The organism is Cupriavidus sp. 01L415 (assembly GCF_056400065.1).
In genome coordinates this window covers 139,598-160,610 of the sequence record NZ_JBFTSP010000004.1, presented here as the reverse complement: position 1 = coordinate 160,610, position 21,013 = coordinate 139,598, and the positions used below count along the sequence as shown (strand labels likewise).

The following is a 21,013-nucleotide window of genomic DNA, read 5'->3' as shown; positions in this document are numbered from 1 at the left end:
ACAACGGCGTCACCATGGGCGGCGGCACACCCGTGGAGGACATTCCGCAGCGTTCGCTTCAGCTGTCCTTCACCGGATCAGGGTCCGAGTTCTTCCGGATCTGGATCGTCAACACGCTGCTATCGATCGTGACGCTGGGCATTTACTCGGCGTGGGCAAAGGTCCGCACGCTGCAGTACTTCTACCGCAATACAAGCCTGGACGGCGCTACGTTCGACTATCACGGCCGCCCGATGGCGATTCTCAAGGGCCGCGCCATTGTCTTCGTGCTGGCTGGGCTGTTCCAGTTCAGTGGCATCGTGTCGCCGCTGCTGACGCTCGCGCTGGTCCTGGTATTCGCCGGTGTGTTCCCGTTCCTGCTATTGCGCTCGCTGCGTTTCCGCATGGCCAATTCGAGCTATCGCGGCCTGCGGTTCGCCTTCGCCGGCAACGATGCGGAGGCCTACAAGGTCTTTCTGCTCTGGCCCATCCTGACGGCCCTGTCCCTGTACGCCCTGGCCCCGCTGGCGCATCAGCGCTTCAAGCGCTATCAGCACAACAACACCCGGTTCGGCACCGCGCCGTTTGCCTTTGACGCTACCGCCGGCGACTTCTATGGCACGTATCTGCGCACGGGACTCGTGGTGGCCGCGTTTATGCTGGCGTCCGCCGTTGCAGGCGTCGCGCTTGGCGCTGCGGCCGGCCAGCCCGGGGCGGTCGTAGCGGTGATCCTCGGCATGATGACGATCGGCACTTCGCTGGGCTTCTTGATGATTCGCCCGTACTTCACCGCACGCCTGCAGAACCTGGTCTGGAACCACACCACCCTGGCCCCGCACCGCTTCCGCAGCGAGGTCCGTGCGCGCCGCCTGCTCTTCATCTCGCTGACCAACCTGATTGGCATCGTGCTGACGCTCGGTCTGTTCCTGCCGTTCGCACGTGTCCGGGCCACGCGCTATCGCGTGGAGTCAATGACGATGCTGGCGGCTGGCCCGCTCGATGCCTTTGTCGCCGGAGAAGCCGAACAGGTCGGCGCGCTCGGCGATGCGGCGGTCGACTGGTACGACATCGACATCGCTCTCTGAGCGTCAACGAAGGATCGCCATGGTCGCCGCCCAGTATTTCGACACGCGCTCTTCGCGCGCCCACCCGGTGGTACTGATCGTGACCGGCGGCCAGGCCATCCTCCATGACGCCGATGGCGAAGAGTTGCGGCGCACGCCGCTGGCCTCGCTGCGCGTCTCCGAACGCAACAAGCGCGCGCCGCGGCTGGTGACGTTCGACGATGGCGCGTACTGCGAGATTGCCGACCACGCCACCTTCGAGGCCATGCTGGCGGCCACCGGCCATCGCGAAGGCTGGGTGTCCCGCGCGCAGAACAGTTGGCGGCTGGCGGGTGCATCCGCGCTCGGGCTGATCGTCGTCATCGTCCTTTCCTACTACTACCTGCTGCCCTGGTCGGCGTCGTGGCTGGCCGATGCGGTGCCGGCTTCGATCGAGGCGCAACTGGGTCACGCCACGCTCGACAGTCTGGATCACGGCCTTGTCGCGCCCACCGCGCTGCCTGCCGCCGAGCAGCAGCGCATCCGTGAAGGATTTGCCGCGCTGCGCCGTCCGGACGATCCCGGCCATGACTATCAGATCCTCTTTCGCAAAGGCGGGCGGATCGGCCCCAATGCCCTGGCGCTCCCCGGCGGCACGATCGTCGTGACCGACGAACTCGTGCGGCTGATCGGCACGGATGCGGGAATGCTGGGCGTACTCGCCCACGAGGCCGGCCACGTGGCGCAGCGCCATGGCCTGCAGCAGGTCATCCAGGATTCGGCCGTGGGTGCGCTGGCGGCCTACATGTTTGGCGATTTCTCATCGATGCTGGCCACAGTCCCCGCTGCGCTGCTGACGATGCGCTACTCGCGCGATCACGAGCGCGAGGCCGACGCCTACGCGGTGGACGTGATGCGGCGGAACCGGTTGCCGATATCGGCGTTTGCCGATGTGTTGCAGAAGCTGGAAGACGCGCACGAACGGCGCGCCGGAAATGGCAAGGAAAATCAGCGGGCCGGACGGGACCGGAAGGAGACGGAGGGGGACGACGCCTCCGGCTTCTTCTCGACCCACCCGCTCACGCGCGAGCGGATCGAAGCCATACGCAACGCCGGCCAGTAGGCGATCACGCTCAATGGGCCGGCGAGGACATCAGCGCGCGGCCCCTGCGGCTGCGCCTGCCTGGCGGCGATAGGCCCACACCATCAACAGCACGCCGATCAGGATCATCGGTAGGCTGAGCCACTGCCCCATCGAGAAGTTCAGCGCCAGCAGCCCGAGGAAAGTGTCGGGCTCGCGCGCGAACTCGGCCAGGAAGCGGAAACCGCCGTAGCCGATCAGGAACGCCCCCGACACGGCACCCATCGGCCGCGGCTTGCGGGCGAACAGCCACAGGATGATGAACAACGCGACGCCTTCCCCCGCGAACTGGTAGAGCTGCGACGGGTGGCGGGGAATGTTGTCGCCAGCCTGCGGGAAGATCATCCCCCACGGGAGGTCGGTCGGGCGGCCCCAGAGTTCGCCGTTGATGAAATTGCCGATCCGTCCCGCTGCCAGGCCGCACGGAATCATTGGCGCGATGAAATCGGTGACTTCCATCCAATGCCGGCGCCGCACCTTGGAGAACACCCACATTGCGACGAGCACGCCCAGGAAGCCACCGTGGAATGCCATGCCGCCTTCCCAGACCTTGAAGATCTCCAGCGGATGCGTGAGGTAGTAGCTCGGCTTGTAGAACAGCACGTAGCCAAGCCGGCCGCCCAGGATGACCCCGAGCACACCGTAGAACAGCATGTCGTCCAGGTCCCGCGTGACCCAACCGCGCGCCGCGATGTGCGGCTGGCGGATGCGCAGGCGGCCAAACCACAGGAACATGATGAAGCCGGCCAGGTACATGAGGCCGTACCAGCGGATGGCCAGCGGCCCCAGATGGATGGCGACCGGGTCGAATTGCGGATGAACGAGCATGGCTGTCGTGAAAGTGGCTGGATGTTGTGGTTGGCGGCGCGGACGGTCCGGCTATGACGTTATGCCAGCATCGTGCGTCAGCCCGATGGCGGTGGCGAGCCCCGTGGCAATGTCGATGAAGGACCGCAGCACGGGTGCCACGCCGGCCGCGCCTTCGCGCCAGACCAGCCCCGTTTCGATCTCCGGCCCGGCATCGCGCAGCGCCAGGTAGGACACCCCCGTCCGCCGCAAATTGCACAGCGACGCGGGCACCAGTGCCACGCCCATGCCAGCCGAGACCAAGCTGACGATCGTCTGCATCTGGATCGCCTCCTGGGCAATCACGGGCACCAGGCCGTCGCGCGCGTAGTAGCCCGTAATGATGTCATAAAACGCCGGCGCACTTCGCCGCGGGAAGATGATCAGCGGCTCGTGCGCGGCCTCGCGCAGGGACACGGCCTGCAGCGTCGTCGCGTCCGCGTCGCGGCCGGCGGGCCGCCAGCCGTCGGGCACGGCCAGCACCAGGGGCTCGCGCACCAGCGGCAGGTAGGAGAGCCCGTGCGGCATCGTCAGCAATTGCGGGCGGATGACCAGGCCCGCGTCGATGGTTCCATCGATCAGCGCCTCCAGTTGGACATCGCTCGTGGCTTCGCGCAATTGCAGCTGGACCTCCGGGTGACGTGCGCGGAAATGCCGCAGCAGTTCGGGCAGGATCCCGTAGTCGGCAGTGCTGACGAACGCCAGCGCCAGCGACCCGATTTCCCCCCGGGCCAGCCGCTGGGCGAGCCCTGGCAACGCGGCGGCATCGGCCAGTACGCGGCGCACCTCGGGCAGCCACTGCTGGCCGGCAGGCGTGAGCATCACGGAGCGCCGGGTGCGGGCGAACAGCTGGACGCCGATTTCCTCCTCCAGCGCCTGGATCTGCTGCGACAGCGGTGGCTGTGTCATGGCCAGCCGGCGCGCGGCGCGGCCGAAATGCAACTCCTCCGCCACCGTGACGAAGTACCGCAGCTGACGCAAGTCCACACGGGCTCCTGATATGTTTTTCGACTCAATGAAGGTCAAATAATATATTTGACACCACAAAACGCAAGCGGCATTCTCTTGCCCACAACACGGCGGGCGCGCGCCTCGACTGGCCGCTGCGCCCCGGAATCCCCCCGGAGAGACCCCATCATGGCTTTCAACAAACGTTCCAAAAACATCACACAGGGCGTCGCGCGCTCCCCCAACCGGTCGATGTACTACGCGCTCGGCTATGAGAAGGAAGACTTCGACAAGCCGATGGTCGGCATCGCCAACGGCCATTCCACGATCACCCCCTGCAACGCCGGCCTGCAACGCCTGGCCGACGCCGCCGTGGACGCCGTGAAGACCTCCGGCGCCAACCCGCAGATCTTCGGCACGCCGACGATTTCGGACGGCATGTCGATGGGCACCGAGGGCATGAAGTACTCGCTGATCTCGCGCGAGGTGATCGCCGACTGCATCGAGACCGCGGCCCAGGGCCAGTGGATGGACGGCGTGGTCGTCATCGGCGGCTGCGACAAGAACATGCCGGGCGGCATGATCGCGCTGGCCCGCACCAACGTGCCGGGCATCTACGTGTACGGCGGCACCATCAAGCCGGGCAAGTGGAAGGGCCAGGACCTGACCATCGTGTCGTCGTTCGAGGCCGTGGGCGAATTCACCGCCGGCCGCATGAGCCAGGAAGACTTCGAAGGCGTGGAAAAGAACGCCTGCCCGTCCACGGGTTCGTGCGGCGGCATGTACACCGCCAACACGATGAGCTCGTCGTTCGAGGCGCTGGGCATGTCGCTGCTGTACTCGTCGACGATGGCCAATCCGGACCAGGAAAAGGTCGACAGCGCCGCCGAGTCCGCCCGCGTGCTGGTCGAAGCCATCAAGAAGGACATCAAGCCGCGCGATATCATCACGCGCAAATCGATCGAAAACGCCGTGACGCTGATCATGGCGACCGGCGGCTCGACCAACGCCGTGCTGCACTACCTGGCCATCGCCCATTCGGCTGAAGTGGAATGGACCATCGACGATTTCGAGCGCATCCGTCTGCGCGTGCCGGTGATCTGCAACCTGAAGCCCTCGGGCCAGTACGTGGCCACCGACCTGCACCGCGCGGGCGGCATCCCGCAAGTGATGAAGATCCTGCTGCGCGCCGGCCTGCTGCATGGCGACTGCCTCACCATCACCGGCCGCACGCTGGCCGAGGAACTGGAACACGTGCCCGACCAGCCCCGCGCTGACCAGGACGTCATCCTGCCGATCGACAAGGCTCTCTACGCCAAGGGCCACCTGGCAATCCTGAAGGGCAACCTGGCCGAGGAAGGCGCGGTGGCCAAGATCACCGGCCTGAAGAACCCGGTCATCACCGGCCCGGCCCGCGTGTTCGAGGACGAACAGAGTGCGATGGATGCGATCCTGGCCGACAAGATCCAGGCCGGCGACATCCTGGTGCTGCGTTACCTGGGGCCGAAGGGTGGTCCGGGCATGCCGGAAATGCTGGCCCCGACGTCGGCCATCATCGGCAAGGGCCTGGGCGAATCCGTGGGCTTCATCACCGACGGCCGCTTCTCGGGCGGCACCTGGGGCATGGTGGTTGGCCACGTGGCGCCGGAAGCGTTCGTGGGCGGCACGATCGCACTGGTGCGGGAAGGCGATTCCATCACCATCGACGCACACAAGCTGCTGTTGCAACTGAACGTGCCGGACGAGGAACTGGCCAAGCGCCGCACAGCCTGGAAGCAGCCGGCACCGCGCTACACGCGTGGCGTGCTGGCCAAGTTCTCGAAGCTGGCATCGACGGCCAGCAAGGGCGCCGTGACGGACTGATGCCTGGCTGATGCCGGACTGATCGTCCGACTGATTGTCGGAAGCGCTGAAAACAAGAAAGGCCTGCGAAGCGATTTCGCAGGCCTTTTTTCGTGGCGTTCGTACGGACAAGGCATCCAGGCCCGGGGCCCGGCCCCCGTCAGAGCCCGCCCGGATCCCGCTCGATCTCTTCCAGCGTGGCGTCCAGCCACTCCACCAGCCGCGCCTCCAGCGCCTGCGTCAGCTCGGTGGCGAGCTGCGCCGTCAGCGGTGCCAGGCGCGATTGCAGCGTGGCCTCCGTGTGGGCTTCGACCACCTGCGGCCATTCGGTGCGGAACCGCATCATCACGCGCGTCAGCAATTCCGTGCGCACCGCGCGCAGGTCGTCTTCGCCCGGCAGGAAGGGCGCCGGGTCAATGATCGCGGCATGCGCCTCGGGCGCGGCGGCGTCCTCGATCGGCGCCAATTCCGTGTCCCCCACCGCCGTCACCAGGCCCGACTCGGGCATGTCGGCGGTATCGATGACCGTCGCCTGCTGCGGGTGTGCCGGGTGCGATGCGGGTTGAGGGGTCGAAGCTGGCGCCACGGCGGGCGCCTCGAATACGGCGTCGGGCAGTTCGATGACTTCCGTGAGCAGCGGCACGCTGTCGTTCGGGCCCAGCCGCGGAATCACCCGCGAGGTCGTGCGTTCGCTCATGCGGACTCTCCTTTGGCGGACTGGCCAATGTCATGGTGCGTGAGCGGATATCCCCGCTCACGATAGAAACGATAACGCTCGCGCCCGGCGTCGCGGGCCTCCGCGCTGATGCCGACCACCTCGATCAGGCGCTCGAAGCTGGCGAACTGCGCGGGCGCCTGCTCCGCCAGGTTCACCAGCAACTGGTGGTGCGGCACGCCATCGAGCGTGGCGGCCAGGATGATCGGCGTCACGGCCGCGTGCGGACTGTCCAGCCCGCAGTGCGGCAGGAAGTCCAGCGGCGAAAACGACCACAGCCGCGCGTCCAGTTGCGACAGCTGCTGCGGCGTACCGTGCACGACCACCTTCTGGCCGGCACCATACGCCTTGCGGACCAGCCGGCAGACATAGGCCAGCGTGTCCGGCACGTTGCTGTGGAAGTCGATGCGAGTCATCCCGGCTACCTGCTCTATGGCGATATTAAGACGCGCGGTCCATCAGGAACTGCGTCAGCAGCGGCACCGGCCGGCCCGTGGCACCCTTGGCTGCGCCGCTCTTCCAGGCCGTCCCGGCGATATCCAGGTGCGCCCAGTCATACTTTTCCGTGTAGCGCGACAGGAAACAGGCCGCCGTGACGCTGCCGGCCGGGCGGCCGCCGATGTTGGCCATGTCAGCGAAGTTGGACTTGAGCTGGTCCTGGTAGTCGTCGTCCAGCGGCAGGCGCCAGGCCGTATCCATCGCCTTGCGGCCGGCGTCGAGCAGCTGGTCGGCCAGCACGTCGCTGCGCGCGAACAGGCCGCTGTTCACATGGCCCAGCGCGATGATGCACGCGCCGGTCAGCGTGGCCACGTCGACCACGGCGGCAGGCTTGAAGCGCTCCACGTAGGTCAGCGCGTCGCACAGGATCAGGCGGCCTTCGGCATCCGTGTTGAGGATTTCGATGGTCTGGCCGGACATGCTGGTGACCACGTCGCCCGGCTTCGTGGCGATGCCGCTCGGCATGTTCTCGCAGGTCGGCACCACGGCGACGACATTCAGCTTCAGGCCCATCTCGGCCACCGCCTGGATCGTGCCCAGCACGGATGCCGCGCCGCACATGTCGTACTTCATCTCGTCCATGCCCTCGCCCGGCTTGAGCGAGATGCCGCCGGTATCGAAGGTGATGCCCTTGCCCACCAGCACCACCGGCGCCTGCTTGGCGCTGGCGCCGTCATAGCGCAGGACGATGAATTGCGGCGGCTCCACGCTACCCTTGGTCACGGCCAGGAAGGCGCCCATGTTCAGCGCCTCGATCTGCTTGCGGCCCAGGATCTCGGCCTTGAGCTTGTGCCGCTTGGCGATGCCGCGGGCAGTGTTGGCCAGGTAGGTCGGCGTGCAGATGTTGGACGGCAGGTTGCCCAGGTCGCGCGTGAGTTCCATGCCGTTGGCGATGGCGGTGCCGCGCACCACGGCCTGCGTGGCCGCCTTGGCGTTGTCGGCATCCACGGCCAGCACGATCTTGCGCAGCGACGGCTTGTCGTTGGCGGCGGCGCCCTTGGGCGCACGCTTGAGCTCGGGATGGCGCTCCAGCAGGCGGTAGCCGGCGTCGCGCACGAGCGTGATCGTGGTGATCACGGCCCAGGCCACGTCGCGCTGCTGCGGCGGCTGCTGGGCCAGGCACCAGAGCGCGGAAGTGGCGCGCGTGCCGGACAGCGCACGCATGGCGGTGCGCACGGCCTCGGCAAAGGCCTTGTCGGAGAACTCGGCCTCCTTGCCCAGGCCTACCAGCAGGACACGGGCGGCACCGATGCCCGACACCTCGGGCAGCATCACCTGGGTGCCGCGCTTGCCTTCGAAGTCGCCCTGCTTGACCAGACGGCCCACCAGCCCCTTGGTGGCAACGTCCAGCGCCTTGGCCACGCCGGCCAGATTCTGGCCTTCGAACAGCCCAACCACCAGGCAGTCGGTCTTCGTGGCCAGGAAACCATTTTGGCCGGCTTTGCTCCAATCCAGGGCTTTTGTGCTAAATTCCATCGCGCTTCCTTCCAGGGGCTCGTCGAAAAGAAAGCCCCCATTATCCGCGATTTTCATCCGCGATCCGCCGCCGCCGATCCGCCACGCTGACAGCCCGCGGTCCTGCCAGTCCCTCGGCCCCCGGTACATCGCCCGCTCCGGCCGGCAGCCGGAAGCGATTCCGCATGATCTTTCAACAAGCCCTGCGACGTGAGCTCGCCTACACCGCCGGTGCGGTGTTCCTGGTGATGCTGACCTTCATGCTCACGTCGCTTGTGATCCGCATCCTCGGGATGGCCGCCAATGGCAAGGCCAGTCCCAACGACGTGCTGATGCTCATCGGCCTGGCGACCATCGGCTACCTGTCGATCCTGCTGTCCGCCACGCTGTTCATTTCCACGCTCATCGTCCTGACCCGCTGGTACAAGGATTCGGAGATGGTGGTGTGGTTCTCGGCCGGGATTTCGCTGCGCGATTTCGTCAAGCCCGTGCTCCAGTTCGCCGCGCCATTCTTCGTCATGGCCCTGCTGCTGGGCATGTTCGCGTGGCCGTGGGCCAATCAGCAAAGTTCTCTGTTCCGTGACCGGTTCCAGCAGCGCGGCGTGCTGTCGATGATCGCCTCGGGCCGCTTCATCGAGCCGGCCAACGGCACCTACGTGCTGTTCATCGAAGGCATCGACGGCGACATGAAACACGCGCGCAACGTGTTCGTGGCCAACGCCGAGGCCAACAAGATCGGCGTGGCGCTGTCCCACCAGGGCCAGTTCGAGACCATGCCCAACGGGGACCGCCTCGTGGTCATGGAGCACGGCCGCCGCTACGCGGGCACCCCGGGCCAGCTGAACTACCGCATCCTGGAATTCGACCGCTACGCGGTCAAGGTGGACAACAAGCCGCCCGAGACCGAGGCGGACATGCCCGCGAAGAGCCGCTACACGCTCGACCTGATCCGCAACCCGACGCGGGAGAACCTGGGCGAACTACTCTGGCGTATTTCCCTGCCGATCCTGGCCTTTAATTTTGTGATGATTGCGATCCCGCTGGCGTATGTGAACCCGCGCCTTGGCCGGTACACGCCACTGGTCTTTGCGGTACTGATCTACCTGACGTACTCCAACATGATCAACCTGTCCCAGGCATGGGTGCGCTCCGGATCGCTCTCGTTCTGGATGGCGCTGTGGCCGATCCACCTGGCCGTCTTCCTGGGGGCGCTCATGCTGTTCCGCTACCGGCAGAACCGCAGCCTGGGTGGCTGGCGCGCCGTCTTCGGCCTTGGCCGCAAGCAGGCGGGAGGCAAGGCATGAGGGTGCTGTACGTCTACGAGCGCTATTTCGCCCGCCTGATCTACGGCGTCTTCTTCTTCATCCTGTTCGCCGTGCTGGCGCTGTTCGTGTTCTTCGACATGCTTAGCGAGCTGGAGAGCGTGCAGGGTCGCTATACCTCGCTGATCGCGTTCTTCCACGTGATGCTGGAAGCCCCCACGCGGATCTACGAGGTCCTGCCGATCGCGGTGCTGATCAGCGCGATCTACGTGTTCTCGCAACTGGCCAGCCAGTCCGAGTTCACGATCTTCCGCGTTGCCGGCCTGAATACGCGCCAGGCGCTGTTCTCGTTGTTCAAGCTGGCGATTCCGCTGGCCGTCACGACGTTCATCTTCGGCGAGTTCATCGGCCCGGCGGCCGAGCAATATGCCCAGAAGATCAAGCTGGAGGCCATCGGCGCCACGGTGTCGGCGGGCTTCCGGTCCGGGGTCTGGGTCAAGGATCGCGACAAGGACAACACGCCCGAAGGCGCTGGCAGCGAGGTGACCCGCTTCGTCAACGTGCAGGGCCTGAAGCCCGACCAGAGCATCAATGGCATCACGATCTACGAGTTCGACAAGGACTATCGCCTGCGCGTGATTCGCGTGGCGGAGGAAGGCCGCTATCAGGGCGGCCAGTCCTGGCAACTCAACAACGTCAACGAGACGCGCTTCTTCGAACTGCCGCATCAGGAAGGCGGCAATCGTGACGCACTGGCGCCGGATTTCCGCGCGGAGCAGGCCAAGTTCCCGAACATGGTCATGCATTCGGAACTGACGCCCCAGATCCTTTCCGTGCTGCTGGTGACGCCGGAGCGCATGTCCACGGTGGACCTGTTCCGCTACATCCGCCACCTGCGCGACAACAAGCAGGACACCCAGCGCTACGAGATCGCGTTCTGGAAAAAGGTGGTCTACCCGCTCACGCTGTTCGTGATGGTGGCGCTGGCCCTGCCGTTCGCCTATCTGCATGCCCGTGCCGGCGCGGTGGGGGTGAAGGTGTTCGGCGGCATCATGCTGGGCCTGTCGTTCCACCTGTCCAACACGCTGTTCTCGCACGTCGGCCTGTTGCACACGTGGCCGCCGATCGTCTCGGCGCTGGTGCCCGGCACGCTATACCTCATGGTGGGGCTGACGGCGTTGCGCTGGGTGGATCGCCACTGAGCCCGGATGGCCGCGCCATGACGACACCCACCGGCACACAGGGCCTCGTACTGTTTGCACACGGCGCGCGCGATGCCCGCTGGCGCGAGCCGTTCGACCGCCTGCACGCCAAGCTGGCCGCCCTGCTGCCCCAATGCGCCGTGCGTCTGGCGTTCCTGGAACTGATGACGCCGGCGCTGCCGGACGCGCTGGCGGAGCTGGCCGGCACGGGCGCGACCGACATCACGGTGGTACCCGTCTTCTTCGGGCAAGGCGGCCACCTGCGCCGCGACCTGCCGGCGCTGATCGACCAGTGCCGCCAGCAGTACCCCGCGCTGCAGATTCGCAGCGTAGCCGCCGTCGGCGAAGCGGAGAGCGTGCTGGATGCCATCGCGGCGTATTGCGCCGGGGCGCTGACGAGCTGAACGCCGGGTCCCTCGCCATCTTGCGAAAGCGCCCTGTCGGGGCAGCGCGGCGCACAAGGGACGCACAACCGACGTGCAATTGACAACAACCGGCAACGAGCGGCACACAACCGGCAACAACAAAAAAGGCCAGAGTCCTGACTCTGGCCTTTCTGCTTTCTGCTTTCCGCTATCCGCCTTCTGCGAAATCCTCAGGCAGCGCGCTCGCCGTGCTCGTGGGGCTCGATGACCTCGGTCGCCCGCGTTCCCAATGCCTCGCCGATCATCAGCAGACTCGGCTGCACCGGGTCCATCCAGTGTGCGGCCTCGCCAACGGCCATCTGTCGCAGCGTGAACTGCCGGCTGCGCTGCCGGGGCGTGGTGGCGGCTTCCACCACCCAAGCCGGCGTCGATGCCGGCTTGCCGCGCGCGATCAGCTGCGTCGCGATATTGGCGGCCTGGTCCCGCCCCATGTAGTAGACGATGGTGTCGGCCTTCACATCGGCTTCCACGTCCACGGCGTCGGCAGCCTTGGCCTGCGTCGCAAACGCCACGCTGCGCGACACGCCGCGCTTCGTCAGCGGCCGGGCAATCGCGCTGGCCGCTGCGAGCGCCGCCGTAATGCCCGGCACCACCTCGTACTCGATGCCAGCCGCTTCCAGCGCCTGCAGTTCCTCGTCGGCACGGCCGAACAGCATCGGATCGCCGCCCTTCAGGCGCACCACGCGTTCGTACTTGGTGGCCAGGTCGACGATCTGGCGGTTGATGAACAGCTGCGCGGTGGAACGCTGGCCGCAGCGCTTGCCCACCTCGACGAGCTGGGCCTGGGGACACCAGGCCAGCATCTCCGGGGACACCAGCGCATCATGCAGCACGACCTGGGCCTCGCCCAACAGTCGTGCACCACGCACCGTAATAAGGTCGGCCGCGCCGGGGCCTGCACCAATCAGGTACACCTTCCCGGCCGCCTTGCCCTGCTGCTTGTTCATCTCAATCCTCGTTCCGCTTACTGTCTGACCTGTTCAGATCAGGAGTATGCACGGATCATGCCGGCCGCCACGGTGTGGTGGGTGGCCTCGTCGATCAGCACGAACGCGCCCGTGGCGGGGTTGTCGCCGTAGGCATCGCACACGATCGGCTTCTGCAGCGAGATCTGCACCGAACCGATATCGTTCAGGCGGATGTCGTGCCGGCCGGTCTCGTGCGACAGCGTGTGCACGTCCAGCACGCGATCCACCGCCGAAATGCGCGCGAACACGCTAGCCGTGGTGTGCTTGAGCACGTACTTGCGCGACGGGTTCAGCGACTCATCGTCGAACCAGCAGAGGTCGGCCGTCAGCTTCTTGGCCGACACCGTCGTGGCCTCGGCGGCGACGAACATGTCACCGCGTGACACATCGACGTCTTCCGCCAGACGTACCGTCACCGTGTCGCCGGCGCTGGCCGAATCGGCCGCGCCATTCGGCGTCAGCACTTCCGCCACCACCGCTTCACGGTTGACCGGCAGCACGCGCAGCTTCTGGCCGACGCGCACGGTGCCGGCTTCGACACGGCCCGCGTAGCCGCGGAAATCGTCGGACTGCGCGCCGTCCTGGCGAACCACCAGCTGCACCGGGAACCGTAGCGCGGCATCGCCCTCGGGGGCCACATCTTCCACGGGCAGGGCCTCCAGCAGCGGCAGCAGCGGCTCACCCTGGTACCACGGCATCGCTTCGCTGGCATGCACGATGTTGTCGCCACGCAGCGCCGACACCGGCACGTAACGCACGTCCTTCAGGCCGAGCTGGTCCGCCAGTTCGCGATAGGCGGTGCGGATCTCGTTGAAGCGCTGCTCGCTGAATTCGACCAGATCCATCTTGTTGATGGCCACGATCACGTGTTGCAGCTCCAGCAGCTTCAGGATGGCCGAATGGCGCTTGGTCTGCGCCAGCAATTCGGCACGGCCGTCCTTGACGGTCACGCGCGTGGCATCCACCAGCACGATGGCGGCGTGCGCCGTGGAAGCGCCCGTCACCATGTTGCGGGTGTACTGCTCATGCCCCGGGGTATCGGCGATGATGAACTTGCGGCGCGCGGTGGAGAAATAACGGTACGCCACGTCGATCGTGATGCCCTGCTCGCGCTCGGCTTCCAGGCCGTCGGTCAGCAGCGAGAAGTCGATCTGCTCGCCCGCGGTGCGCTTGTTCTTGGCATTGGCCAGCGCGGTCAGCTGGTCGGACAGCACGGCCTTGCTGTCGTACAGCAGGCGGCCGATCAGCGTGCTCTTGCCGTCATCGACAGACCCGGCGGTGATGAAGCGCAGCAGGCCCTGGTGTTGAGATTCGTGCGACATTGGAAATTCCTTGTTCATTCGCCCCACGCCGCTTGCTCCGGCGCATGGATGGGATACGGCGCCAGGCGCGCGAGGGCGACGTGTACTGCGGGACACGAGCACTCGCGCAACCACGCGCCGTGCCCGTCTATGCATCCGATTTTAGAAGTAGCCTTCCTTCTTGCGGCGCTCCATCGATGCCTCGCTGGTCTGGTCGTCCATGCGCGTGGCACCGCGTTCGGTGATCTCGGTCACCGCGGTCTCGGCGATGATCTCCACCGGCGTGGCGGCGGTGCTGGCCACCGGGCAGGTGCAGCTGATGTCGCCCACGGTACGGAAGCGGACCGACAGCACTTCGCTTTCGTCGCCATCCTGCTTCGGCGTGATCGGCGTCACCGGCACCAGCAGGCCGTTCTTGCGCACCACTTCGCGCTGGTGCGCGTAGTAGATCGGCGGCAGGGCCAGGTTCTCGCGGGCGATGTATTGCCACACGTCCAGCTCCGTCCAGTTGGAGATCGGGAACACGCGCATCTGTTCGCCCTGCGCCATGCGTGCGTTGTACAGGCTCCACAGTTCCGGGCGCTGGGCCTTCGGGTCCCATTGGCCGAACTCGTCGCGGAACGAGAAGATGCGCTCCTTGGCGCGGGCCTTCTCTTCGTCGCGGCGGGCGCCGCCCATCAGCGCGTCGTACTTGTTCGCCTCGATGGTTTCCAGCAGCGTCACGGCCTGCGCGGCGTTGCGCGAATCGGTTTCCTTGCGCAGGCGCACGGTGCCGCGCTTGATGGAATCTTCCACATGGCCCACCACCAGGCGCGCGCCCAGTTCGGCCACGCGCTGGTCACGGAACGCGATGACTTCTGGATAGTTGTGGCCGGTGTCGATATGCACCAGCGGGAACGGCAGCTCCACCTTGCGGTCGCCCAGGCGGAAAGCCTTCAGCGCCAGGTGCAGCATGACGATCGAGTCCTTGCCGCCGGAGAACAGCAGCGCCGGGTTGCGGCACTCGGCCACCACCTCGCGGATGATGTAGATCGATTCGGCTTCCAGCCGGTCGAGGTGGTCGTTCTGGACCTGAAGCAGGTGTTCAACGCCTGCGTCTGCGATGTCGTTCATGATGCCCATGTCGTTCCTGGCCTCAGTTATCTGTTTAATGCTTGATGTTCTGCTCGTGGAGGCCGCACTCTTTCGAGTCCTTGCTCTCCCACCACCAACGTCCGGCGCGCACATCCTCGCCGGCCTTGACGGCCCGCGTACACGGCTCGCAGCCAATGCTCGGGTAGCCCTTGGCATGCAGCGCGTTGACCGGGACGTTGTGGCGCACCAGGTAGGCCCACACCTCGGCTTCGGTCCAGTCGGCCAGCGGATTGAACTTGGGGATGCCGCGTGCTTCGTCCAGTTCCTCGAACGGCAGCTCGGCGCGCGTGACGGCCTGCTCGCGGCGCTGGCCCGTCATCCATGCATCGGCATGCGACAGCGCGCGATTCAGCGGCTCCACCTTGCGGATGCCGCAGCAGTCCTTGCGCAGGTCCACGCTGTCGTAGAAGCCGTTCAGGCCATTCTTCTTCACGTAGTTGTCCACGGCTTCCTGATCGGGCGTGAACTGCTCGATCGTGTAGCCGTAGTGCGACTCGACCTGATCCAGCACGGCCAGCGTCTCCGCGTGCAGGCGGCCCGTGTTCAGCGTGAACACGCGTACGCCGGCGCGCACGGCGTCGGAGCCACGCAGGATCGCGTCGGTCAGCACCATGTCCTCGGCGGCCAGGCTGGTGGCAAAGCGCGCACGGAAGAAGCGCCCGGCGATACCGGCCAGACGTTCGGCCAGCGCGCGTTCCTTGGCCTCGAGCGCCTCCACCGTGCCGGTGTAGAGCGGCATCGACCACAGCGTTGGGGGGCGCAGGGTCGACGTGGCCGCCTCTTCCACCACGGAGATGTCGGAAAGCGCAGTGCTCATGCCGCGCCCCGGGTGCTGCCGGCCGTCACGTCGGCGCGCGCGCGACGGAACAGCGGCAGCGGCTCGTCCACGGAGGCCTGGTAGGCCACGGTGAATTCGGTGAAGCCCTTGATGGCGTCATCGATGTTCTTGTCGGCACGCACCGCGAAGGCGTCAAACCCGCAGCGCTTCATGAAGTTGAGCTGGTCGCGCAGCACATCGCCGATGGCGCGCAGCTGACCGGCCCAGTGATAACGGGTGCGCAGCAGGTATGCCGTCGAGAAGCCGCGTCCATCGCGAAACACCGGGAAATCCACGGCCACCAGCGAGACGCGGTCGAGAACGGCCTCCGCATCGCCGGGTTCGTCTTCCGGTGCCAGCCACACGCCGGTGATGGCCTTGTCGCGGCCAGCCAGCAGGGCTTCGTGCGCACGCCACACCGACAGCGGGAACAGCACGGCGTCCTGGCCTTGCGCGGCGGCGGCTACCTTCGCTTCGTCGAGCGTCTCGCCCTCGGCGGCACGCAGCACGGTCCAGTTGTCGTCGACGATGACGGGACGGACCTCGGCGGCATCGCGTTGCAGTTGAATGATCTTTGCCATGTTCAGTCTCTCCGGTCTTCAGGCTTCGGCGCGTTCTTCGCGCTGCTTGTCGGCGTACACACGCTCCTTGAACGGGGCGATGCCGATACGGCCAAGCGTGTCGATGAAGCGCTCGTCCTCGACACGGTGAGCGACGAAGGTATCGATGATGCGGCTGATCACTTCAGGCATTTCCTCGGCGCTGAACGACGGGCCGATGACCTTGCCGAGCGCCGACTTGTTGCCCTGGGCACCGCCCAGCGTGACCTGGTACCACTCGGAACCATCCTTGTCCACGCCCAGCACGCCGATGTTGCCCACGTGATGGTGGCCGCAGGCGTTGATGCAGCCCGAGATGTTCAGGGAGATCTCGCCCAGGTCGTAGACGTAGTCGAGATCGTCGAAACGCTCCTGGATCGCCAGCGCGATGGGGATCGACTTGGCATTGGCCAGCGAGCAGAAATCGCCGCCCGGGCAGGCGATGATGTCGGTCAGCAGGCCGATGTTGGCTGTGGCCAGGCCAGCCTTCTTCGCTTCCTGCCACAGCGCGAACAGATCGCGCTTCTTCACGTCCGGCAGCACGAGGTTCTGTTCGTGCGCCACGCGCAGTTCGCCAAAGCCGTAACGGTCGGCCAGGTCGGCCACGGTGTCCATCTGCTTGTCGGTGGCATCGCCCGGGGGCGAGACCGGACCCGGCTTGGTCGACAGCGTCACCGCTGCGTAGCCCGGCACCTTGTGGCCGTGCACGTTGCGGCTGACCCAGCGCGCGAAGGCCTTGTCTTCGAGCAGGTGGTTTTCGAACGAGGTATCGGTGTCCGGCAGCTTCTCGTAGGCGGGCGGCTGGAAGTACTGCGCCACGCGGTCGAACTCGGCCTGCGTGATCGTGGCCGGGCCGTCCTTGCTGTGCTGCCATTCTTCCTCGACCTCGGCGGCGAACTTCTCGGCGCCGATGGCCTTCACCAGGATCTTGATCCGGGCCTTGTACTTGTTGTCGCGGCGGCCATAGCGGTTGTACACGCGGATCGCCGACTCGACGTAGGTCAGCAAGTGCTGCCACGGCAGGTCGTCCTTGATGACCGTGCCCAGGATCGGCGTACGGCCCAGGCCGCCACCGGCCAAGATGCGCAGGCGCGTCTCGCCCTGCGCGTTCCGGTAGGCGTAGATGCCGATGTCGTGCATCTGCACTACGGCGCGGTCATCGGCCGAGGCCGAGATGGCGATCTTGAACTTGCGCGGCAGGAACGCGAATTCCGGCTGGAACGTGCTCCACTGTCGAAGCAGTTCGGCCAGCACCCGCGGGTCCACGGATTCGTCCGGGGCCACGCCAGCGAAATGGTCGGTGGTGATGTTGCGCACGCAGTTGCCCGAGGTCTGGATGCCGTGCATTTCCACGCTGGCCAGGTCCGCCAGCACGTCGGGCACGCGCTCCAGCTCCATCCAGTTGTACTGGATGTTCTGGCGGGTGGAGAAGTGGCCGTAGCCGCGGTCGTATTCGCGGGCGATGTGGGCCAGCATGCGCATCTGCTTCGAAGCCAGCAGGCCGTACGGAATGGCCACGCGCAGCATGTAGGCATGGCGCTGCATGTACAGGCCGTTCTGCAGCCGCAGCGGCAGGAATTCTTCCTCGGTCAGCTCGTCGGACAGGCGGCGACGCACCTGGTCACGGAACTGGGCAACGCGCTCCTGGACGATGCGCTGGTCGTATTGATCGTACTGATACATGGTGTGGGTCCGTTCAGTATTCGGTGAATGCTTAGGAAACGAGCTTGATGGCCACCAGCGTGAGCGTGGTGGCCAATGCGGCGCGCACCAGCCGTTCGGGCAGCGCCCGCGACAGTTGCGCGCCCAGCCAGATGCCGGGGATCGAACCCACCAGCAGCGCCAGCAGCAAATTCCAGTCGACGGTGCCGAGCCACACGTGGCCCAGCCCGGCTACGGCCGTGAGCGGCACGGCGTAGGCGATATCGGTGCCGGCCACTTCGGCCGGCTTCATATGGGGATACAGCAGCAGGATCAGCGTGGCGCCAACCGCGCCGGCGCCGATCGACGACACGGTCACCAGCACGCCGATCACGGCGCCCACCACCACGGTGGCCACCACCTGCGCGCGGCCTTCCAGCTGAAAGCGCGGGTTGCGTTCGAGCCAGGCCAGCATCTGCTTTCGGAAGAGCAGCGACAATACGGTCAGCAGCACGGACACGCCGATGGTCAGGCGGATGGCGTGCAGCCATTGCGCGTTCAGCTCGCCCGCGCTCTTGAGCACGAGGATCGCGGCCAGCGCCGCAGGCAGGCTGCCCAGGCACAGGCGGCGCACCACTTGCCACTGCACGTGGCCGTGCGCGCGATGGGCGATGGTGCCGAAGCCCTTGGTGATGGACGCGAAGGCCAGGTCGGTGCCGACTGCGGTGGCCGGCGAGAAGCCGAACAGCAGCGTCAGCAGCGGCGTCATGAGCGAGCCCCCGCCGACTCCGGTCAGACCAACCAGGAGACCTACCAGCAGACCGGAAACGGTATAGGCAAGGGACATCGGGGGCTTTTCTCTACAGTGCCTTACCGTCCACCGCGCTTCGCCGCCAGGATCAGGCTGGGCGTGGACGCAATACGGGCAGGGCGTTCATTAACAAAGTTCGAGAATCGTAATAAACTCGCCTCATATCCCAAACTAATAAGAAGTTGTTTGTTTATACGCCCGAAGTTATATGAACCTGCACCAGTTTCGCTTCGTCCGAGAAGCCGTCCGCCAGAACTACAACCTGACGGAGGCTGCCAAGGCGCTTTATACGTCACAACCCGGCGTTTCCAAGGCCATTATCGAGCTGGAAGAGGAGCTGGGTGTCGATATCTTCACGCGGCACGGCAAGCGGATCCGCAGCCTGACCGAGCCCGGGCGCCGTATCCTGACCTCGGTGGAAAAGATCCTGCAGGAGGTGGAAAGCCTGAAACGCGTGGGTAAGGACTATGCGGCCCAGGATCAGGGCAACTTCACGATCGCCACGACGCACACGCAGGCCCGCTACTCGCTGCCGCGCGTGATCGGCGAGTTCACCAAGCGTTACCCGAAGGTGCGGCTGTCGATCCAGCAGGGCAATCCGGCGCAGATCGCCGACATGATCCTGCATGACCAGGCCGATATCGGCATCGCGACGGAGGGCATCTCCGGCGACAAGGGCCTGGTGTCCCTGCCCGGCTACCAGTGGCAGCACGTGGTCATCACCCCGCCCGACCATCCGTTGCTGGAAAAGAAGCACCTGACGCTGGAGGATCTGGCCAACTACCCGCTGATCACCTACGACCCGAATTTTGCCGGCCGGCCGAAGATCGACAAGGCGTTCGAGCTGCGCCAGCTTCAGCCGGACATCGTGCTGGCGGCCGTCGATGCCGACGTGATCAAAACCTACGTGGAGATCGGCCTGGGCGTGGGGATCGTGGCCGGCGTCGCGTTCGACGCGGACCGCGACCGCAACCTGCGCGGCCTTCCCGCCGGCCACCTGTTCGGGACTAACGTCACGCACCTGGCCGTGAAGCAAGGTGCGTATCTGCGCAGCTTCGTCTACACCTTCATTGAGTTGTTCTCGCCGACCCTGAACCGCAAGCTCGTGGAACAGGCGATGTCCRGCGATCACGAGGCTTATGAGCTCTAAGCGCCATATTTACGTGAGCCCCGCCGCTCTCTCTATATAACTATGTCTGCCAACCCTTCCCTACCCACCATCCACTGGACCGAGGACGGTGCCGAACGCAGCGCCCTGTGGCGCTCCGAGGCCGGCCTGCAGCCGCCCAGGCGCGTGGTGATCGTCGACGACCAGACCCCGGCCGACACCGCCTTCCGGCTGGCCAGCGAGGGCGTCGCCCTGCTCTGGCGTGGCGACTTCCAGAACGCGCGCCAGTTGCTGCATGCCATGGCCCGCCGGACCGACCGCAAGCCCAAGCGGCCGGGCAAGCCGCCCGCCAGCACCACCGAGGCGTTCCACAAGCATCGCCTGGCGCAATCCCAGCGCGCCCGCACGCTTGGCATGCTGCTGCTGCCTTTCGAGGCCGGCCACGTCGTGCCGCTGCGCCGCGCGCCGGATGTGGCCGAAGCCTGCGCGCAGGTCTATGGCGCGGCCGATGCCCCGTACGTGGCGTCCATGCGGGAACTGCTGGGCCTGATCGGCGCCTACGAATGGCGCAAGAAGGGAGTGGAGATCCCGGCACTCGGTGAACGCGTGCACCCGTGGTACGGCGTGTTCTCGCCGGTGCGCGGCGAATACATCGACCTCGTCGCGAAGGAGCCACTGCCCACTGACAAGCTGGCGTTCGATATCGGCACCGGCACCGGCGTGCTGGCCGCCCTGCTGGCGCAACGTGGTGTGCGCCGCGTGGTCGCCACCGACCAAGACCCGCGCGCCCTCGGCTGCGCCCGCGCCAATCTTGAGCGGCTGGGGTATGCGCAGGACGTCGAGGTCATCGAGGCCGATCTCTTCCCGGAAGGCCGCGCGCCACTGGTCGTCTGCAATCCGCCCTGGGTGCCCGCGCGCCCGAGCTCGCCAATCGAGCACGCCGTGTTCGACCCCGAGAGCCGCATGCTGCGCGGCTTCCTGGACGGGCTGGCCGCCCATCTGGAACCCGCCGGCCAGGGCTGGCTGCTGCTCTCCGACTTCGCCGAACACCTGGGCCTGCGCTCGCGCGAGGAACTGCTCGGCTGGATCGACGGCGCCGGGCTCAAGGTCCTCGGCCGCTCCGACATTCGCCCGCGCCACCCCAAGATCACCGACCCCGACGATCCGCTGCACGCCGCCCGCAAGGCCGAGGTGACGTCGCTGTGGCGCCTGGCGGCCAAATAATAAGCACTCAACCCGCATCTGCCTCACCGATCTCACCGCTCGACGAGAACGCCC

General features: G+C 66.1%; 20 protein-coding genes. 8 read left to right on the top strand and 12 right to left on the bottom strand.

Annotated features, from left to right (window positions below):
- Positions 1-14: 14 nt before the first annotated feature.
- On the top strand, positions 15-1,064 hold the full coding sequence (locus tag AC1DOX_RS10655) for a YjgN family protein (RefSeq protein WP_441616116.1): 1,050 nt from the start codon (positions 15-17) through the stop codon (positions 1,062-1,064).
- Between the two features lie 19 nt (positions 1,065-1,083).
- The gene (locus tag AC1DOX_RS10650) at positions 1,084-2,145 is read left to right on the top strand and encodes a M48 family metallopeptidase (RefSeq protein ID WP_441615856.1); all 1,062 of its coding nucleotides are present in this window, start codon (positions 1,084-1,086) and stop codon (positions 2,143-2,145) included.
- 30 nt (positions 2,146-2,175) lie between these two features.
- Here AC1DOX_RS10650 and lgt read toward each other — a convergent pair whose 3' ends face one another.
- Together lgt and AC1DOX_RS10640 are read right to left on the bottom strand one after the other, a co-directional pair.
- Positions 2,176-2,991, bottom strand: coding sequence for a prolipoprotein diacylglyceryl transferase (gene lgt, locus AC1DOX_RS10645; RefSeq protein ID WP_092135085.1), 816 nt, complete (start codon positions 2,989-2,991; stop codon positions 2,176-2,178).
- Between the two features lie 51 nt (positions 2,992-3,042).
- The gene (locus AC1DOX_RS10640; protein ID WP_441615854.1) at positions 3,043-3,996 is read right to left on the bottom strand and encodes a LysR family transcriptional regulator; all 954 of its coding nucleotides are present in this window, start codon (positions 3,994-3,996) and stop codon (positions 3,043-3,045) included.
- Positions 3,997-4,146: 150 nt separating this feature from the next.
- Between AC1DOX_RS10640 and ilvD the strand changes: the two genes are divergently transcribed.
- Positions 4,147-5,820, top strand: a complete 1,674-nt coding sequence (ilvD, locus tag AC1DOX_RS10635; protein ID WP_441615852.1) for a dihydroxy-acid dehydratase — start codon at positions 4,147-4,149, stop codon at positions 5,818-5,820.
- A 139-nt stretch (positions 5,821-5,959) separates the two neighbouring features.
- Here ilvD and AC1DOX_RS10630 read toward each other — a convergent pair whose 3' ends face one another.
- Genes AC1DOX_RS10630 through AC1DOX_RS10620 form a run of 3 tightly spaced genes read right to left on the bottom strand, consistent with a single transcriptional unit; the run spans position 5,960 to position 8,488 of the window.
- A complete protein-coding gene (locus tag AC1DOX_RS10630) occupies positions 5,960-6,496 on the bottom strand; it encodes a hypothetical protein (protein WP_441615850.1) in 537 nt (178 codons plus the stop codon).
- Positions 6,493-6,930: a DNA polymerase III subunit chi gene (locus AC1DOX_RS10625; RefSeq protein ID WP_092135091.1), complete on the bottom strand. Its 438-nt coding sequence runs from the start codon at positions 6,928-6,930 to the stop codon at positions 6,493-6,495. Before AC1DOX_RS10625 ends, AC1DOX_RS10630 begins: the two co-directional genes overlap by 4 nt.
- Positions 6,931-6,955: 25 nt before the next feature.
- Positions 6,956-8,488 carry a leucyl aminopeptidase gene (locus AC1DOX_RS10620; protein ID WP_441615847.1) on the bottom strand — a complete coding sequence of 511 codons (1,533 nt, stop codon included), beginning with the start codon at positions 8,486-8,488 and terminating at the stop codon, positions 6,956-6,958.
- A 164-nt stretch (positions 8,489-8,652) separates the two neighbouring features.
- On the opposite strand from AC1DOX_RS10620, the gene lptF reads away from it, so the two are divergent.
- The 3 genes from lptF to AC1DOX_RS10605 are packed head-to-tail and all read left to right on the top strand — an operon-like array spanning position 8,653 to position 11,335.
- Complete coding sequence (gene lptF / locus AC1DOX_RS10615) at positions 8,653-9,771, top strand: LPS export ABC transporter permease LptF (RefSeq protein ID WP_441615845.1); 1,119 nt, start codon at positions 8,653-8,655, stop codon at positions 9,769-9,771.
- On the top strand, positions 9,768-10,931 hold the full coding sequence (gene lptG / locus AC1DOX_RS10610) for an LPS export ABC transporter permease LptG (RefSeq protein WP_441615843.1): 1,164 nt from the start codon (positions 9,768-9,770) through the stop codon (positions 10,929-10,931). Before lptF ends, lptG begins: the two co-directional genes overlap by 4 nt.
- Before the next feature lie 17 nt (positions 10,932-10,948).
- Positions 10,949-11,335, top strand: a complete 387-nt coding sequence (locus tag AC1DOX_RS10605) for a sirohydrochlorin chelatase (RefSeq protein ID WP_441615841.1) — start codon at positions 10,949-10,951, stop codon at positions 11,333-11,335.
- Positions 11,336-11,526: 191 nt separating this feature from the next.
- Here AC1DOX_RS10605 and cobA read toward each other — a convergent pair whose 3' ends face one another.
- The 7 genes from cobA to AC1DOX_RS10570 all read right to left on the bottom strand — a co-directional run bounded on the left by cobA (position 11,527) and on the right by AC1DOX_RS10570 (position 18,663).
- Positions 11,527-12,303, bottom strand: a complete 777-nt coding sequence (gene cobA, locus AC1DOX_RS10600; protein ID WP_441615839.1) for a uroporphyrinogen-III C-methyltransferase — start codon at positions 12,301-12,303, stop codon at positions 11,527-11,529.
- A 38-nt stretch (positions 12,304-12,341) separates the two neighbouring features.
- Positions 12,342-13,646: a sulfate adenylyltransferase subunit 1 gene (locus AC1DOX_RS10595; protein WP_477101327.1), complete on the bottom strand. Its 1,305-nt coding sequence runs from the start codon at positions 13,644-13,646 to the stop codon at positions 12,342-12,344.
- Positions 13,647-13,787: 141 nt separating this feature from the next.
- Positions 13,788-14,747 (bottom strand): sulfate adenylyltransferase subunit CysD, encoded by a 960-nt coding sequence (gene cysD / locus AC1DOX_RS10590; protein WP_092135102.1) that lies wholly within the window; start codon positions 14,745-14,747, stop codon positions 13,788-13,790.
- Positions 14,748-14,772: 25 nt separating this feature from the next.
- The gene (locus AC1DOX_RS10585; RefSeq protein WP_441615834.1) at positions 14,773-15,576 is read right to left on the bottom strand and encodes a phosphoadenylyl-sulfate reductase; all 804 of its coding nucleotides are present in this window, start codon (positions 15,574-15,576) and stop codon (positions 14,773-14,775) included.
- Positions 15,573-16,157 (bottom strand): DUF934 domain-containing protein, encoded by a 585-nt coding sequence (locus tag AC1DOX_RS10580; RefSeq protein WP_441615832.1) that lies wholly within the window; start codon positions 16,155-16,157, stop codon positions 15,573-15,575. The genes AC1DOX_RS10585 and AC1DOX_RS10580 overlap by 4 nt, the downstream gene beginning before the upstream one ends.
- An 18-nt stretch (positions 16,158-16,175) precedes the next feature.
- Positions 16,176-17,858 carry a nitrite/sulfite reductase gene (locus AC1DOX_RS10575; RefSeq protein ID WP_441615830.1) on the bottom strand — a complete coding sequence of 561 codons (1,683 nt, stop codon included), beginning with the start codon at positions 17,856-17,858 and terminating at the stop codon, positions 16,176-16,178.
- Positions 17,859-17,889: 31 nt separating this feature from the next.
- A complete protein-coding gene (locus tag AC1DOX_RS10570; RefSeq protein WP_092135109.1) occupies positions 17,890-18,663 on the bottom strand; it encodes a sulfite exporter TauE/SafE family protein in 774 nt (257 codons plus the stop codon).
- A 172-nt stretch (positions 18,664-18,835) separates the two neighbouring features.
- Between AC1DOX_RS10570 and AC1DOX_RS10565 the strand changes: the two genes are divergently transcribed.
- Both AC1DOX_RS10565 and AC1DOX_RS10560 read left to right on the top strand, forming a co-directional pair.
- The gene (locus AC1DOX_RS10565; RefSeq protein ID WP_477114014.1) at positions 18,836-19,777 is read left to right on the top strand and encodes a CysB family HTH-type transcriptional regulator; all 942 of its coding nucleotides are present in this window, start codon (positions 18,836-18,838) and stop codon (positions 19,775-19,777) included.
- A gap of 42 nt (positions 19,778-19,819) precedes the next feature.
- Complete coding sequence (locus AC1DOX_RS10560; RefSeq protein WP_092135113.1) at positions 19,820-20,959, top strand: methyltransferase; 1,140 nt, start codon at positions 19,820-19,822, stop codon at positions 20,957-20,959.
- Positions 20,960-21,013: the final 54 nt, after the last annotated feature.

Bases quoted from the DNA above. Each gene is read 5' to 3' on its own strand.
- AC1DOX_RS10655 (WP_441616116.1), top strand. From the start codon at position 15: ATGGGCGGCGGCACACCCGTGGAGGACATTCCGCAGCGTTCGCTTCAG.
- AC1DOX_RS10650 (WP_441615856.1), top strand. From the start codon at position 1,084: ATGGTCGCCGCCCAGTATTTCGACACGCGCTCTTCGCGCGCCCACCCG.
- lgt (WP_092135085.1), bottom strand. From the start codon at position 2,991: ATGCTCGTTCATCCGCAATTCGACCCGGTCGCCATCCATCTGGGGCCG.
- ilvD (WP_441615852.1), top strand. From the start codon at position 4,147: ATGGCTTTCAACAAACGTTCCAAAAACATCACACAGGGCGTCGCGCGC.
- AC1DOX_RS10630 (WP_441615850.1), bottom strand. From the start codon at position 6,496: ATGAGCGAACGCACGACCTCGCGGGTGATTCCGCGGCTGGGCCCGAAC.
- AC1DOX_RS10625 (WP_092135091.1), bottom strand. From the start codon at position 6,930: ATGACTCGCATCGACTTCCACAGCAACGTGCCGGACACGCTGGCCTAT.
- AC1DOX_RS10620 (WP_441615847.1), bottom strand. From the start codon at position 8,488: ATGGAATTTAGCACAAAAGCCCTGGATTGGAGCAAAGCCGGCCAAAAT.
- lptF (WP_441615845.1), top strand. From the start codon at position 8,653: ATGATCTTTCAACAAGCCCTGCGACGTGAGCTCGCCTACACCGCCGGT.
- lptG (WP_441615843.1), top strand. From the start codon at position 9,768: ATGAGGGTGCTGTACGTCTACGAGCGCTATTTCGCCCGCCTGATCTAC.
- AC1DOX_RS10605 (WP_441615841.1), top strand. From the start codon at position 10,949: ATGACGACACCCACCGGCACACAGGGCCTCGTACTGTTTGCACACGGC.
- cobA (WP_441615839.1), bottom strand. From the start codon at position 12,303: ATGAACAAGCAGCAGGGCAAGGCGGCCGGGAAGGTGTACCTGATTGGT.
- AC1DOX_RS10595 (WP_477101327.1), bottom strand. From the start codon at position 13,646: ATGTCGCACGAATCTCAACACCAGGGCCTGCTGCGCTTCATCACCGCC.
- cysD (WP_092135102.1), bottom strand. From the start codon at position 14,747: ATGGGCATCATGAACGACATCGCAGACGCAGGCGTTGAACACCTGCTT.
- AC1DOX_RS10585 (WP_441615834.1), bottom strand. From the start codon at position 15,576: ATGAGCACTGCGCTTTCCGACATCTCCGTGGTGGAAGAGGCGGCCACG.
- AC1DOX_RS10580 (WP_441615832.1), bottom strand. From the start codon at position 16,157: ATGGCAAAGATCATTCAACTGCAACGCGATGCCGCCGAGGTCCGTCCC.
- AC1DOX_RS10575 (WP_441615830.1), bottom strand. From the start codon at position 17,858: ATGTATCAGTACGATCAATACGACCAGCGCATCGTCCAGGAGCGCGTT.
- AC1DOX_RS10570 (WP_092135109.1), bottom strand. From the start codon at position 18,663: ATGTCCCTTGCCTATACCGTTTCCGGTCTGCTGGTAGGTCTCCTGGTT.
- AC1DOX_RS10560 (WP_092135113.1), top strand. From the start codon at position 19,820: ATGTCTGCCAACCCTTCCCTACCCACCATCCACTGGACCGAGGACGGT.